Raw genomic sequence first — 13,485 nt, 5'->3', positions numbered from 1 at the left:
CCTGTGGCCCCTGCGCTGAGCTCGACGGCACGGTCTTCGCCAGCCTCGCCGAGGCCAAGGCCCCTCCAGGGGTACGGCCGCGGGTGGCGCGGGTCCGGCACGCCCCGCGGGCGTCAAGGCCGGCCGGCGGCCGTACTCGTCCGGACCAGGTGAGCGCGCCGAGAGCACGGCCGGCGCGACCGCCCGGCTTGATTAATAAGGTTAGGCAAAGCTAAGTTGCTCACGACGACCTTTCCGAGCGGAGGCAGCACGAGATGACAGCCGTCAGTGAGCAGACCGTAGAGCGCGTGGAGGAGATCCTCCCCTACTGCGCCTTCCACGTCCGGGTCCTGCGGACACTGCGGCTCAGCCCGAGCTTCCTCCGGGTGACCTTCGGCGGCGAGGAGCTGTCGGCCTTCGCCGACAACGGGTTCGACCAGCGGATCAAGCTGATCCTCCCGCTGCCCGACGGCGGCTTCACCCCCCTCGGCGACGGGGCCGACTGGTACCAGCGGTGGCGGGCGCTCCCGTCGGAGCTGCGCAACCCGATCCGCACCTACACCGTGCGGGCCGTACGGCCGCGCCGGTGCGAGCTCGACATCGACTTCGTGCTGCACGGCGACGCCGGCCCCGCCTCCCGCTGGGCGACCCATGCCGCCCCCGGGCACCGGGCCGTGGTCGTCGGCCCCAACGCGGCCTGCCCCGGGCCCACCGGCGGCCAGGAATGGGCCCCGCCGGCCGGGGCCACGCGCCTGCTGCTGGCCGGTGACGAGACGGCCGCCCCCGCCATCGCCGCCATCGCCGAGAGCCTCTCCGGCGACGTGCGGGCCACCGTCCTGCTGGAGGTGCCGGAGCGCGCCGACGCGCTCCCCCTCGACGTACGGCCGGGTGTGGAGGTCACCTAGCTGCCCCGCGAGGGGGCCCGCCACGGCGAACTGCTCGTCCCGGCCGTCCGCGAGGCCGTCGCCGGGATCACCCCGGCGGGCGGCGAGGCCGCCGATCCGCTGGAGGACGTCGACGTCGACGCGGAGATCCTGTGGGAGGTCCCCCAGCCCTCCGGCCGCGAGGGCCTGTACGCCTGGCTGGCCGGCGAGGCGGGCGTGGTCAAGCTGCTCCGCCGCCACCTCGTGCAGGAGGCCGGGGTCGACCGCTCGTCGGTGGCGTTCATGGGCTACTGGCGGCTGGGGCGCGCGGAGATCGACTGAGCGCCGGAGCCGCTCCCGGGGAGCCCGCCGGCGGGCCGGCCGCAGCCGCCGCCACCCGCGGCCGGCACCGGTGGTAGCCCGGCGGACTCCGGGTAGTGACCGGTGCATGACGGTCACCGGATTCACTGGGCGGGTCACGGCGTCGTGGACCCGGGCCCGCCACCGCCACCGCTGGCTGGACCACCTGGCCCGCGCAGGCGTGCGCTACGACCAGGCGGACGGTGGACGGCTGTCGGCCGCTCTCACCTATTACTCGTTCTTCGCGCTGTTCGCGCTCGCCCTGCTGAGCTTCGCGATCATCGGGCACGTCCTGGACGATCCGCAGGTGATACGCACGGTGCAGCGCTATCTCACCGACAACTTCCCCCGCCTCGACGTGCAGGCGCTGCGCGACGCCCGGAGCACGGCCGGGCTGGTCGCCCTCGTCGGCATGCCGGTCACCGGCCTGTTCTGGATGGACACCCTGCGCTCGGCGATCAGGGCGATCTGGCGGATCGAGGAGTATCCGGGCCGTTTCCTGCTGCGCCAGCTCATCGACCTGGGCGTGCTGGCCGGGCTCGGAGCCCTGCTGTCGGCCTCGCTCGCGGTCGCCTTCGCCGCCGAGGCGCTGCTCGACTGGCTGCTGGTGCACACCGTGGGCGTCGACGACGCCCCGGCCCGGTGGCTGACGTCCGCGGTCGCGTTCCTGCTCGGCTTCGGGGTGAACACCCTGCTGGCGGCCGCCCTGCTGACCGCGCCCCCGCGGCTGCGGCTGCCGCTGCGCCGGGTCCTCGGGCCCGCGCTGTCGGTCAGCCTCGGCCTGGAGGTCCTCAAAACCCTCGGCCAGTTCTATCTGGAGCTCACCGCGGCCAACCCCGCCTACCAGGTCGTGGCCGGCGCCGTCGCGCTGCTGGCCTTCCTCAAGATCCTCAACCAGATCATCCTGTTCGCCGCCGCGCTCACCGCCACCAGCACCGCCGGGGACATCGTCGACCTGGCCGTCCGCCGCACGCCCTCCGCCCCGGCGGCCCTGACCTGACCCTCGCCCGTCCCCGCGGGCACGCCGGGCCGCACCGGGCGCGGGTGTGCGAACATGGCCGGGAACACCGATCGCCTCACGGAACGGGGCCGATCCTCCCGGGAGAGAAGGGCGCCCGCATGCCTCACGGCGGACCGGCCGGCACCGCGCGCCTGACGGCCGACGGCCTCCGGCTGCCGCCGCTGACGCGCTGCCTGGCCGGGCAGGGGTGGCGGACCGTCACCTCGGGCCCGGCGGACCTGGCCGTGGAGGCGACCGGCGACGGCTACGAGGCGGCCTTCGACGGCGAGGGGCACTGGTTCGCCTCGCTGGCCGAGCTCGCCGGCTGGGCCGGGCGGCCGGCGGCCCGGCGGTCACCGGGCCTGCGCCCGGCCGAGACCCGCGTGGTCGCCGGGACGATGGCCGACGTCTCGGCCATCGGCCCGTTCTTCGCCGTCTCGACGGACCCCGCGCAGGAGACCGACCCGGCCTGGCGCCCGCTCACCGCGCTCTACGCCGACGTCGGCGCCCTGCGTGCCCGGATCCGCGACGTCGGGCGGCTGCTGGGCACCGGCGAGGCGAGAGTCGCCGCCTCGATCCTGTTCCAGGGGCTGGCCGCCCGGCTCTGGTCACCGGTCGTCGGCGCGGCCTCCGTCCGGGCCGTGCTGCCCGACCTCGCCCCCGCCGGCGTCCGCTGGCGGCCCGTCGCCGGCGGCCCGCTCCCGCTGTGGGCGCCCCGTCCGGCCGGCTGGGAGATCGCCGACCCCGGCCGGGCCGCCGGGCTGATCCACCGCAACGTGGTGACCGAGCTGCTCGGACCGCTGGCCGAGGCCGTGCAGGAGATCACCGGGGTCGCCCCGGGGCTGCTGTGGGGCAACGCGGCCTCCGCCCTGGCCGGGACCCTGTCGGCCATCGCGCGCGAGCGGCCGGACGCCGTCTCCCGGGCCGCCCCGCTCACCCGTGAGCTGCTGGCCCTCGGGGTCCTGGAGGGGGCGGGCGAGCTGGCCGAGCCGGCCCCCGGCCGTCATTTCTTCGTCCGGCACAGCTGCTGCCTCTACTACCGTGTGCCCGGCGGCGGCAAGTGCGGCGACTGCGCCCTGCTGGACCCCGAGATCCGCCGCGACCAGTGGGCGCAGGCCGTACGGCAGGCCGGCGCGGCCCCCTGACCCGGGCTGTCCGGATTGCACCGATACTGGAACGGTGCTGAGCAGTCACCGCCTGCGGGTGCTTCGGGAGGTCTTCCGGACGGGGAGCATCGCGGGAGCCGCGCGCACCCTGCGGCTCTCGCCGTCCGCCGTGTCCCACCAGCTGTCCAGGCTGGAGGAGGAGGCGGGGGTCGGCCTGGTCGAGCGGGGCGCGCAGAGCCTGCGGCTGACCGCGGCCGGGCGGCGGCTCGCGACCCGGGCGCAGGAGGTGCTCGACATCATCGAGGCCGCCGAGAAGGACCTGCTGGCGCAGGCCCGGGCCGATGCCGGGCAGCTACGGATCGGGTTCTTCGCCTCCGCGGGCTACCGGCTGCTGCCGCTGGCGCTGTCGACCTTCACCGCCCGCCACCCCGCCGTGGAGCTCGACCTGGTGCTCGGCCAGCCGCACGAGCTCCTGCCCGACCTGGAGCGTGGCGCGCTCGACGTGCTGGTGGTCTTCGAGCACGCGCTCGACCCGTGGAAGCCGCCGGAGGGGGTCGAGGTCACCCACCTGTTCGACGAGCCGCAGCTGCTGGTCGTGCCGCCGGGCCACCCCGCCGGGCAGCGGCAGCGAGTACGGCTCGCCGACCTGTCCGACGAGCCGTGGATCACCACCTACGGCACCGACACCCCGGTCTCGGTGCTGGAGCGGGCCAGCGCGCTGGAGGGGTTCAACCCGATGATCCGCTGTCGCAGCGACCACTACGAGGTCACGCTGGGACTGGTCAAGGCCGGGCTGGGGGTGGCACTGGTGCCCAGCCTCGGCGCGCAGGGCGCCGCGGGCATCCAGGTGTGCCGGCTGGACGGGCCGCGCCTCTACCGCAGGATCGGCGCCGCCACCCGCCCGACCAACCCCAACCCGGCGCTGCGTTCCTTCATCGACTACCTGCGCGACGCCTCGGCCCAGATCCGCAACGCCCTGCGCTGAGCCCGGGGGCTCCGGCCGGAGCGGACCGGCCCGCGGGCGCCGCCGTCCCGGGGCGCGCTCGCTCCCCTGGACGGCGGGACCGGTCCCCTCCGCTATGCGGGCGCCTCGCCCCCGGCCCGGGACAGGACCAGCTCCACCAGGTCGGCGACGGCTCCGTCCGCGCAGGCGCCGACCACGACGCCGGCCGCCGCCCGGACCTCCGGGTGGCCGTCGCCGACCGCGGCCCCGAGCCCGGCGGTCGTGATCATGTCGATGTCGTTGGGGTTGTCGCCGATGGCCGCGACCTGCTCCAGCGGCACGCCGCGGGAGGCCGCCAGCTCGCGCAGCGCCGTGCCCTTGGTGGCGCCCTCGGGCAGCACTTCCAGGTAGGTGGCCTCGGAGCGGACGGTGACCGTCCCCGGGATGTCCAGGACGGGCAGCGGGTCGCCGATCAGCATGCACTTGGTGATCTCACCGGGCGGCAGCGCCGACCAGTCGCCCGGATCGCGCAGCGTGATCCCGTCGCGCCGGGCGTAGTCCCGCAGCTCGGGCGCGTCATGGACGGCCAGCGCCTCCCCGCCGGAGAACGCCACCGGGTGGACGCCCCGCGGGAGCCCGTCGAACAGCTCCAGCAGCGCCTTCCAGGCGTCCGACGGCAGGTGGCGGGAGCGCAGCACGGCTCCGGTGCCGAGGTCCACGGTCCGGGCGCCGTTGTAGAGGATCGCCGCCCCGGACAGGCCCAGCTCGTCGTAGTAGCGCAGGGCCGACGTCTCCATGCGCCCGGTCGCGATGACGACCTCTCCGCCCGCGGCGCGGAAGCGGCGCAGCGCGTCCCGGCTGGAGGGCACCATGGCCAGGTCCCGTCCGACGAGCGTCCCGTCCAGGTCGGTGACGATCCAGCGGATCACCGGGTGCCCCCCGCCGTGGAGACCTCGGCCATCACGGAGCCGGTGAGGTCGAAGCCGCCCACGCAGGCGAGATAGCCGCCGGGCGTGAGGACGTCGCCGGACAGCGGGATGTAGACGCCCCCGGCCTGCTCCACCAGGAGCGAACCGGCCGCCACGTCCCAGGCGTTGACGTGCGTGCCGTAGGCGACGTCGGACCAGCCGGCGGCGATGTGCGCCAGCTTCAGCGCCGCGCTCCCCGGTCGGCGCGTGGTGGCGAAGGCGCCGACCATCCGGGCGAAGCGCCGCAGCGCCGCCTCGCCGTCCGCGGCCAGGTCGCGCGGTGTGGGGTAGCTCGACAGCAGCACCGCCTCCCGGTCCGTGCGCGCGCCGGAGCTGCGGATCGGCGCGCCGTTGCAGAAGGCTCCGTCGAGCGAGGCGGTGAACTCGTCGTCGCGGACGGGGTCGTAGACGGTGCCCGCCACCACCTTTCCGCCCGCCACCGCCCCGATGGAGGTGCAGAAGAACGGCAGGCCGGCGGCGAAGTTCGCGGTGCCGTCGATGGGGTCGACGTACCAGCGGATGTCGCCCTCCCCCCGGACCCCGTCCTCCTCCCCCTCCACGACGCTGCCCGGGCACAGGCGGTCCAGGACCTCGCGGATGCGCTCCTCGGCGGCCTTGTCGTGCTCGGTCACCGGGTCGTGGAAGTCGCGTTTGGTCTTCACCTCGGGCCGGGAGCGGAAGGCGTCCCTGAGCTGGTCGCCGACCGCTCTGGCCGCCTCGACCGCGATGGCGGCCAGTTCGCGCGAGACGCTCAGGTCCATGTCTCCTCCAGGAGGTTCAGAAGGCCGCGGGGATCCTCGACTGTCGCCTGAGGGTTCTGGCGCACCTTGTAGGGGATCTCGCCGGTGCTCCGGGAGACCATCAGGACGGTTGCCCCCACCCGGGCGCGGGCCCCGCAGACCACGTCACGGTCGTAGTTGTCGCCGACGTACCAGGTCTCCGCGGGGTCGACGCCCAGCGCCCGGCAGGCGATCCAGATCATCTCCGGGTTGGGCTTGCGGACGCCGACCTCGTCGCTGTAGACCTGCACCGCCACCTGACGGTCGAGGCCGTTGCGGGCCATGTGATCGCGGTGGACGGCCCCGCACAGGGCGTTGCTGACGACGGCGGGCGTGACACCGTGCGCCCAGCAGGCGTCCAGGAGCTCCTGCGTCCCGGGCCGGATGTCGCGGCCGCTGCGCAGCTCGCCCATCCGCCTGCAGAGCGGTGTCGCCTCGGCGGTCACCAGCGAGCGGGCCTGGTCCGGCCAGTCGCCCGCGACGAAGTCGGCCCAGAACCCGCGGTGCGTCATCTCCTCCGGGGCGGGCCGCCGGGAGGCGGAGTCCTTCCAGTACTTGTCGGCGCGCGCGCCGGCCCGGATGTCGCTCTCCACCTCGTCGAGGCCGAGGCCGTGGAAGCCGGCCCTGCCGAGGAGCTCGTGCACCTCCGCGGCGAGCTCGGCCGCCCACGACGGGCGTTTGACGGTCTCCACGATCACCCCGCCGAAGTCCAGCAGCAACGCCCTGGGCCGGATCACGCGCCGACCTCCGTCCGGTCCCAGGAGGAGATCCGGACGCCGTCCGCGCCGAACAGGTGCATCTGGTCGGTCCAGCAGGTCAGCACCTCACCGGGGACCGCCTCGACCGGCGTGTAGGAGAGCGCGTACAGCTCGGTGTCCAGGACGCGCAGCCGTACGGTCCAGGAGGAACCGGCCGGCAGCACCGCCTCGACCACGGCCTCCTCGCGCCAGGCGGAGCCGGACGGCGCGCCCAGGCGCAGCGCCTCGGGCCGGATGCCGACGGCGGCGGGGGCGCACCGCGCGGCGCGGGCCTCGACGGAGCGGAGCAGCGAGCCGGCCAGGCCGGTGCGGGAGGAGCCGACGTCGATGATCGCCATCGGCGGGCTGCCGACGAACTCGGCGACGAACCGGTTGGCGGGTCTGGCGTACATCTCCATCGGGGCGGCGAGCTGCTGCAGCTCGCCCTCGTTCATGACCGCGACGTCGGTGGCCATCGTGAGCGCCTCCAGCTGGTCGTGGGTGACGAAGACGATCGTCGCGCCGGACTCCTCGTGGATGCGTTTGAGCTCGGCGCGCATCTCCAGGCGGAGCCGGGCGTCGAGGTTGGACAGCGGCTCGTCGAGCAGCAGCACCGTGGGGTTGATCGCCAGCATCCTGGCCAGCGCGACGCGCTGCTGCTGGCCGCCGGAGAGCTGGGAGGGGTAGCGGTCCATGGCGGCGTCGACGTGGACCATCCTCAGCGCCGCCTCCGCCCTGGCCCGCCGCTCGGGGCCGGGCACCTTGCGCATCCGCAGGCCGAACTCGACGTTCTCGCGCACCGACAGGTGGGGCCAGAGCGCGTAGTTCTGGAAGACCAGCCCCATGCCGCGTCTCTCCGGCGGGACGTAGAGGCCGCGCTCGACGGAGTCGAGGACCCTGTCGCCGACGGCGATGGTGCCCGCACTCGGCTGCTCAAGCCCGGCGATCATCCGCAGCGTGGTCGTCTTGCCGCAGCCCGAGGGGCCCAGCAGGCACATGAACGCGCCGTCGGGGACGGTCAGGTCGAGGTTCTTCACGGCGTGGTCGCCACCGCCGTAGCTCTTGGCGACTCCGCTCAGGGTGATGTTCGGCATCTATCCTCCTAGGCCGGACGCCAGGCTGCTGTTGGTCAGACGCTGCGTCAGGTAGGTCATGGTGAAGGAGACCAAGGCGATCACGAGCACGACCGCGTTGGCGAGCTGGGTGTATCCGTAGTCCACGAGGCCGATCGACAGGGTCGTGAGGAGCTGCGTCCCGGTGGTGGTCAGCATGATGACGATGCTGAGCTCTTTGAGCCCGGAGATGAACGGCAGCACGATCCCGGTGACGAGGGCGCCCTTCTGGATCGGGAAGATGATCCGCCGCATCCGCTGCCACCAGGAGGCCCCGGCGATCTGCGCGGCCTCCTCCGGCTCGCGGCCGAGCTGCATCATCGCCGCGATGCCCGAGCGCGAGCTGTAGGGCAGGTGCGTCACGGCCATCACCAGGATCAGCAGGAAGGTCGTCCCGTACAGCGCGGGGAGGGGCCCCCGGGCGACGGCGAACAGCGACAGCGAGGCGGCCGCGAACGCGATGCCGGGGATGAGGTAGGGCAGGAAGGAGACCTGGCGGAGGAACCCGGCGACGCGTGGAGCCGTCCCGCGCACCACGACGTAGCCGATCAGCAGGCCGGCGACCGCGCAGATCAGCGAGGCCAGGCCGACGATGCGCAGCGAGTTCCACGCCGCCGTCCACAGCTCGGAGCCGCGCAGGACACCGTGCGGGAAGCCGACCGCTCCGGGCAGCCGCTCGGCGAGCCAGTAGTCGAGGGTGAAGGTGGACAGGTCCAGCGGCGTGCGGGTGACCGTCGACAGCAGCAGCGTGAACACCGGGACCAGAACGCTCACCGCGAAGACCACCAGGCCCAGCCCGAACAGGGGCCAGCGCCAGCGGCGCAGGTCGCCCAGCCGGTCCATCGCGCCCTTGCCGCCCACTGTGACGAAGCGGCGGTGCTCACGCATCAGCCGGGTGTCGGTGAAGACGATCAGCACCCCGATGATCACGATGACGGCGGCGAGCACGGACGCCACGCCGGTGCTGCGGTCCCGGATCGACTGGAACAGCCCGGTGGACAGCACCCGGTAGTCGGCCGGCAGGCCGAGCACGTAGGGCGTGCCGAACGTGCCGAGCACCCGGCCGACCACCAGCAGCACGGCCGAGGACAGCGCCGGGAGCATCAGCGGCACCACGATCCGCCGGATGACGGTCCGCTGCGGGGCGCCGAGGATCCGCGCGGAGTCCTCCAGCTGCGCGTCGATGCGGCGCAGCGCGTTTCCGACCAGGAGCAGCACGAACGGGTAGTAGTGCAGTCCCAGGGTGATGATGATCGGTACCGCGCCGTAGGCGAGCCAGTCGGGGGTCCTGATCCCCTGGGCCTGCAGGAATCCGACCTGCCCGGCGGCCCGCTCGTTCTTGAACAGCGACAGCCAGGCCAGGGAGAAGGTCCACGACGGCAGCATGTAGGGGACCACCAGGGCGCCGGCGAGCCATCTGCGCCCCGGCACGTTGGTCCTGGTCACCAGCCAGGCCATGCCGCCCCCGACGACCAGTGCGAACAGCGTGGTGCCCACCGCGATCACCAGGGTGTTGAGCAGCGGCTCCCAGAACAGCAGGCCGCTGATCTGGGACCGGAACACCCGCCACAGGTAGTAGCCGGTCCATTCGCCCGGTCGCTGCCCGGCGTGCACCTCGTCGCCGTACTGCAGGCGGAAGGCGTCCGACAGCACCGCGACCAGCGGCGCCACGACGAGGTAGGCGAGCAGGATGACGAGGATCAATCCGAGTGCGGCGGTCGGGTCGTGGCGCAGTACGCGGAGCCGGTAGACCAGTCTGCGCCGCCTCGGCGGAGGTGGCGGAGTCTCCGCCTTGGTGAGAACAGCCATGGGTACTTCCTTCGGGGGGTTCACACGGACCGGCGCGGCGCGTGGTCCGTCAGCTTCCTCAGTGGCTCCGCTCGGACATCAGCGGCTCCGCCGGGCGTCAGGGGCTCCACTTGAACGTCGGTGGCTCCGCTCGGACATCAGTGGCTCCGCTTGAGCATCGCGTCGGCGAGCGCGTCGGCGGCCTCGCCCAGCCGCCGGCCCACCGCGTCGAGACGCGACAGCAGCTCGCGCCGGCGCAGGGTGTCCATCTCCAGCGGCCCGGTGAACAGCTCGGTGAGCCGGATCTGGTAGAGCTGGCGGACCCGGCTGCAGGACTTGCGCGTCGACAGCACGGCCACGGTGACCGAACCGGGGTCGTCGATCATCTTCAGGACGGCGTTCTCCAGCTCGTCGAGACCGTCGATCACCGCCTGCAGCGGCTCGACGGCGAAGCCGAGGTCCTCCGGCCCGAACAGGTCGGTCTCACGCACGTAGTCGCGCAGGTGGTCCAGCACGTCGTCGACCGAGCGGGAGAGTCTGAACAGGTCCTCCCGGTCGATGGGGGTCGCCAGCACCCGCCGCAGGACGCGCACCAGCTCGGCCCGCGCCGCGTCGCCCTCGTGCTCCACCTCGGCCATCTGGGCGCGCGCGGCCGATCGCCCGACCGCGCCGGACGCGGTCGAGCGGGCCAGCACGGCCCCGGCCCGGGCGACGGCGACCTGGCCGCGGACCAGGTCGACGACCCGCCGTCCGGACCGGCCGCGCAGGTCGTCCCAGGCCCGCGCGAACCGCCGGGCGCGGCCGTCGGCGCCGCTCACAGCAGCCTCAGTGCGAGTCCGGCCAGGCAGCCCAGCGCCATCGACGACGGCAGCGTGACCACCCATGCCGTGCCCATGTTCACGACGCCCTGCCATCGCACCCTCCTGGCTCCCTCACTCGCCGCCACGCCGACGACCCCGGCCGTGATCGACTGGGTCATGCTCACCGGGCTCCCCAGGGCCGAGCTGCCGAGGACGGCGCCGGTGGCCGCCGCCTCGGCCGAGACGATGTGCAGCGGCCGGGTGATGACCAGGCCGCGGCCCAGCCGCTCCCCGACGGGCGCCAGGCTGGTCAGGGCGCCGGCGAGGAAGACCGCCGTGAGGACGGCCATCCACGCCGGCGGCACCTCGACGGGGCCGACGCCGCCCAGCCCGTGACGGCCCACACCGACCGCGACGCTCACCACCGCGATCATCTTCTGGCCGTCGTTCAGCGCGTACGCCACGCACTGGGCCGCGTAGGCCAGCAGGTGGGCGGCGAGCACGAGCCGGGACATCCGGCGGTGGGACGGCACCCGGTGTGACACGTTCCCCAGCAGGTAGCCCAGGACCAGCCCGGCCAGGGGCGCGCCGGCCCCGACCGCCAGGACGGCCGTCAGGCCCGACCACGACACCGGGAGCCCGGCACCGATCCCCGCGCCGCTTATGCCGCCGATCACCGCGAGCGTCAGGCTGGTGGGCAGCCCCCTGCCGGTCAGGACCGCGACCACGGCCACCGCGATCGCCACCCCCGCCAGGAACGCCGCCGCGCCGCCGCTCGTCCCGAGCCCCGCCAGCCGCTCGGTGAAGGTCCGCGCGACCGTGATCCCCAGCAGGTACGGCACCGCGAAGAGCACCGCCACCGGAAGCGCGGCGACCGCCCATCCCGGGGAGCGGGGGAACCGGAGGCCGAGGCCGATGAGCGTGGCCCCGTCGTTGGCCCCGCTGACCAGCACGAAGAGGACCGCCACCGCGGCGAACGCCAGCGTCCACCCCATCAGAGGTAGGGCTGCTGGTCGCGTTTGGCCTGCTCGTAGTGCCGGCGTGCCGCCCTGACCTCGGCCAGCCCCGAGGTCTCGGCGACGGGGACGTCCCACCAGGCGGTGGTGTCCGGGCCGGGGCCGGGAACGGTCTCGACGCAGACGACCGTGGTGCGGGTGGAGGCGCGGGCGGCGGCCAGCGCCTCCCGCAGCGCCGGGCGGCTGTCGGCGCGCGACACGTCGGCGCCGAGGCTGGCGGCGTTGGCGGCCAGGTCCACCGGCAGGAACGGGCCGTCCAGCTCGCCGGTGGCGCCGCGCGCGCGGTGGGCGGTGCCCAGCCGGCGGGCGCCGACCGACTCGCTGAGGTCGCCGATGGAGGCATAGCCGTGGTTGTCGACCACGATCACGATGAGTTTGACGCCCTCCTGCACGGCGGTGACGATCTCCTGGGCCATCATCAGGTAGGAGCCGTCGCCGACCAGCACGAACACCTCCCGGTCGGGGGCGGCGAGTTTCACACCGAGGCCGCCGGCGATCTCGTAGCCCATGCAGGAGTAGCCGTACTCGACGTGGTATTGGTCGGGGCCGCCGGCACGCCATAGTTTGTGCAGGTCCCCGGGCATCGATCCGGCGGCGTTGACCACCACGTCCGACGGCTGGGCGCACTGGTTGAGGGTCTCCAGCAGCACCGGCTGGGTGAGCGCGTCACCGGCGGTCAGCTCTGCGGTGCGGGCCTGCCAGGCGGTGGTGAGCTGGGTGGCGCGGGCGCTCCAGCCGGGGCCGGCGCTCCAGCCGTCCAGCTGCCCGCTCAGCGCGTGCAGGGCCTGGCGGGCGTCGGCGACGAGCGTCTGCGCCGCGTGTTTGACGGCGTCGAAGGCGGCGATGTTGATGTTGAGGAATCTCGCCTGCCCGAACAGGGTGCGGGAGGCGGTGGTGAAGTCGCTGTAGCGGGTGCCGACGCCGATGACCAGGTCGGCCTCGCGGGCCAGGGCGTTGGCGGCGGCGGTGCCGGTGTGCCCGATGGCGCCGACGGCGTGGGGGTGGTCGTGGGGCAGGGCGCCCTTGCCGGCCTGGGTCTCGGCGACCGGGATGCGGTGGCGGGCGGCGAAGGCGGCCAGCTCGGCGCAGGCGTCGCTGTGTTTGACGCCGCCGCCGGCGATGATCAGCGGCCGCCGGCAGGTGCGCAGCAGGGTCAGGGCGCGGGCCAGCGCGGCGGGTTCGGGGACGGGGCGGGGCACGTGCCACAGGCGGCGGGCGAACAGCTCCGCGGGCCAGTCGTGGGCCTCGGCCTGGACGTCCTGGGGCAGGGCGAGGGTGACCGCGCCGGTCTCGGCGGGGTCGGTCAGCACCCGCATCGCGGCCAGCAGCGCCGAGGGCAGTTGCTCGGGCCGGTTGATCCGGTCGAAGAATCGGCTGACCGGGCGGAGGGTGTCGTTGACGGTCACGTCGTAGGAGCGGGGGTCCTCCAGTTCCTGCAGCACCGGATTGGCGACCCGGGTGGCGAAGACGTCACCGGGCAGCAGCAGGACGGGCAGGCGGTTGATGGTGGCCAGGGCGGCGCCGGTGACGAGGTTGGTGGCGCCGGGGCCGATGGAGGTGGTGCAGGCCAGGGTGGACAGGCGGTGGCGGGTGCGGGCGTAGCCGACGGCGGTGTGGACCATTGCCTGTTCGTTGCGGGCCGGGTGGTAGGGCAGTGCGGCGTGGCTGCCGGCGCCCTGTTCGGCCAGGGCCTGGCCGAGGCCGGCGACGTTGCCGTGGCCGAAGATGCCGAGGACGGCGGGGATCAGGCGGTGTTCGGCGCCGTCGCGTTCGGTCCATTGGTTGGCCAGGAAGCGCACGAGCGCCTGCGCCGTGGTGAGCCTCATGAAGTGCCTCCGAGGGATCCGGCCCGGGCGTCCGCGACACGGCGCGACACGCGGGAGTCGATCGCCTGCCCCGCCCAGGAGGCGCGGATCCAGGCGTGCTGGGGGTCGTCGCGGAAGGCCATGGACCGCGTGGGGGCGGGTCCGGCCAGGACGTTGAGGTAGTACAGGTCGTAGCCGGGGGCGGCCATCGACGGGCCGTGGTAGCCGT

Annotated in this window: 12 protein-coding genes and 1 pseudogene; 4 read left to right on the top strand and 9 right to left on the bottom strand. The window is 74.0% G+C overall.

The window, feature by feature from the left end:
• The first annotated feature begins 254 nt into the window (after positions 1 to 254).
• From ACWDS7_RS39250 to ACWDS7_RS39235, 4 genes and pseudogenes are all read left to right on the top strand, one after another.
• Positions 255 to 1,184, top strand: a pseudogene (locus tag ACWDS7_RS39250) (siderophore-interacting protein).
• A 106-nt stretch (positions 1,185 to 1,290) separates the two neighbouring features.
• Complete coding sequence (locus tag ACWDS7_RS39245; RefSeq protein ID WP_451933394.1) at positions 1,291 to 2,202, top strand: YihY/virulence factor BrkB family protein; 912 nt, start codon at positions 1,291 to 1,293, stop codon at positions 2,200 to 2,202.
• A gap of 119 nt (positions 2,203 to 2,321) precedes the next feature.
• Positions 2,322 to 3,347: a (2Fe-2S)-binding protein gene (locus tag ACWDS7_RS39240; protein WP_451933393.1), complete on the top strand. Its 1,026-nt coding sequence runs from the start codon at positions 2,322 to 2,324 to the stop codon at positions 3,345 to 3,347.
• A gap of 34 nt (positions 3,348 to 3,381) precedes the next feature.
• Positions 3,382 to 4,293 carry a LysR family transcriptional regulator gene (locus ACWDS7_RS39235; protein ID WP_306869831.1) on the top strand — a complete coding sequence of 304 codons (912 nt, stop codon included), beginning with the start codon at positions 3,382 to 3,384 and terminating at the stop codon, positions 4,291 to 4,293.
• 92 nt (positions 4,294 to 4,385) lie between these two features.
• Here ACWDS7_RS39235 and ACWDS7_RS39230 read toward each other — a convergent pair whose 3' ends face one another.
• The 9 genes from ACWDS7_RS39230 to ACWDS7_RS39190 form a co-directional block, all read right to left on the bottom strand.
• Complete coding sequence (locus tag ACWDS7_RS39230) at positions 4,386 to 5,180, bottom strand: Cof-type HAD-IIB family hydrolase (protein ID WP_451933392.1); 795 nt, start codon at positions 5,178 to 5,180, stop codon at positions 4,386 to 4,388.
• Positions 5,177 to 5,980, bottom strand: coding sequence for an inositol monophosphatase family protein (locus ACWDS7_RS39225; protein ID WP_451933391.1), 804 nt, complete (start codon positions 5,978 to 5,980; stop codon positions 5,177 to 5,179). The genes ACWDS7_RS39230 and ACWDS7_RS39225 overlap by 4 nt, the downstream gene beginning before the upstream one ends.
• Positions 5,971 to 6,735, bottom strand: coding sequence for an HAD family hydrolase (locus tag ACWDS7_RS39220; RefSeq protein ID WP_451933390.1), 765 nt, complete (start codon positions 6,733 to 6,735; stop codon positions 5,971 to 5,973). The genes ACWDS7_RS39225 and ACWDS7_RS39220 overlap by 10 nt, the downstream gene beginning before the upstream one ends.
• Entirely contained in the window at positions 6,732 to 7,829 is a 1,098-nt protein-coding gene (locus tag ACWDS7_RS39215; protein ID WP_451933389.1) for an ABC transporter ATP-binding protein, read from the bottom strand. The genes ACWDS7_RS39220 and ACWDS7_RS39215 overlap by 4 nt, the downstream gene beginning before the upstream one ends.
• Entirely contained in the window at positions 7,830 to 9,656 is a 1,827-nt protein-coding gene (locus ACWDS7_RS39210; protein ID WP_306869819.1) for an ABC transporter permease, read from the bottom strand. It abuts the gene before it with no gap.
• A 137-nt stretch (positions 9,657 to 9,793) separates the two neighbouring features.
• Complete coding sequence (locus ACWDS7_RS39205) at positions 9,794 to 10,453, bottom strand: DUF47 domain-containing protein (protein ID WP_451933388.1); 660 nt, start codon at positions 10,451 to 10,453, stop codon at positions 9,794 to 9,796.
• Positions 10,450 to 11,430, bottom strand: a complete 981-nt coding sequence (locus ACWDS7_RS39200; RefSeq protein ID WP_451933387.1) for an anion permease — start codon at positions 11,428 to 11,430, stop codon at positions 10,450 to 10,452. The genes ACWDS7_RS39205 and ACWDS7_RS39200 overlap by 4 nt, the downstream gene beginning before the upstream one ends.
• On the bottom strand, positions 11,430 to 13,277 hold the full coding sequence (gene iolD, locus ACWDS7_RS39195; protein WP_451933386.1) for a 3D-(3,5/4)-trihydroxycyclohexane-1,2-dione acylhydrolase (decyclizing): 1,848 nt from the start codon (positions 13,275 to 13,277) through the stop codon (positions 11,430 to 11,432). Before iolD ends, ACWDS7_RS39200 begins: the two co-directional genes overlap by 1 nt.
• Positions 13,274 to 13,485: 5-deoxy-glucuronate isomerase (locus tag ACWDS7_RS39190; RefSeq protein WP_451933385.1), on the bottom strand; the 212-nt coding region annotated here is incomplete at its 5' end. The genes ACWDS7_RS39190 and iolD, both read right to left, overlap by 4 nt.

Source organism: Streptosporangium sp. NPDC003464 (assembly GCF_053588315.1).
This window is presented reverse-complemented; position numbering and strand designations above follow the sequence as displayed.

What these genes read in the sequence shown, in the direction of transcription:
- ACWDS7_RS39210 (WP_306869819.1), bottom strand. Translation starts at nt 9,656, where the DNA reads ATGGCTGTTCTCACCAAGGCGGAGACTCCGCCACCTCCGCCGAGGCGG.
- ACWDS7_RS39240 (WP_451933393.1), top strand. Translation starts at nt 2,322, where the DNA reads ATGCCTCACGGCGGACCGGCCGGCACCGCGCGCCTGACGGCCGACGGC.
- iolD (WP_451933386.1), bottom strand. Translation starts at nt 13,277, where the DNA reads ATGAGGCTCACCACGGCGCAGGCGCTCGTGCGCTTCCTGGCCAACCAA.
- ACWDS7_RS39215 (WP_451933389.1), bottom strand. Translation starts at nt 7,829, where the DNA reads ATGCCGAACATCACCCTGAGCGGAGTCGCCAAGAGCTACGGCGGTGGC.
- ACWDS7_RS39245 (WP_451933394.1), top strand. Translation starts at nt 1,291, where the DNA reads ATGACGGTCACCGGATTCACTGGGCGGGTCACGGCGTCGTGGACCCGG.
- ACWDS7_RS39200 (WP_451933387.1), bottom strand. Translation starts at nt 11,430, where the DNA reads ATGGGGTGGACGCTGGCGTTCGCCGCGGTGGCGGTCCTCTTCGTGCTG.
- ACWDS7_RS39225 (WP_451933391.1), bottom strand. Translation starts at nt 5,980, where the DNA reads ATGGACCTGAGCGTCTCGCGCGAACTGGCCGCCATCGCGGTCGAGGCG.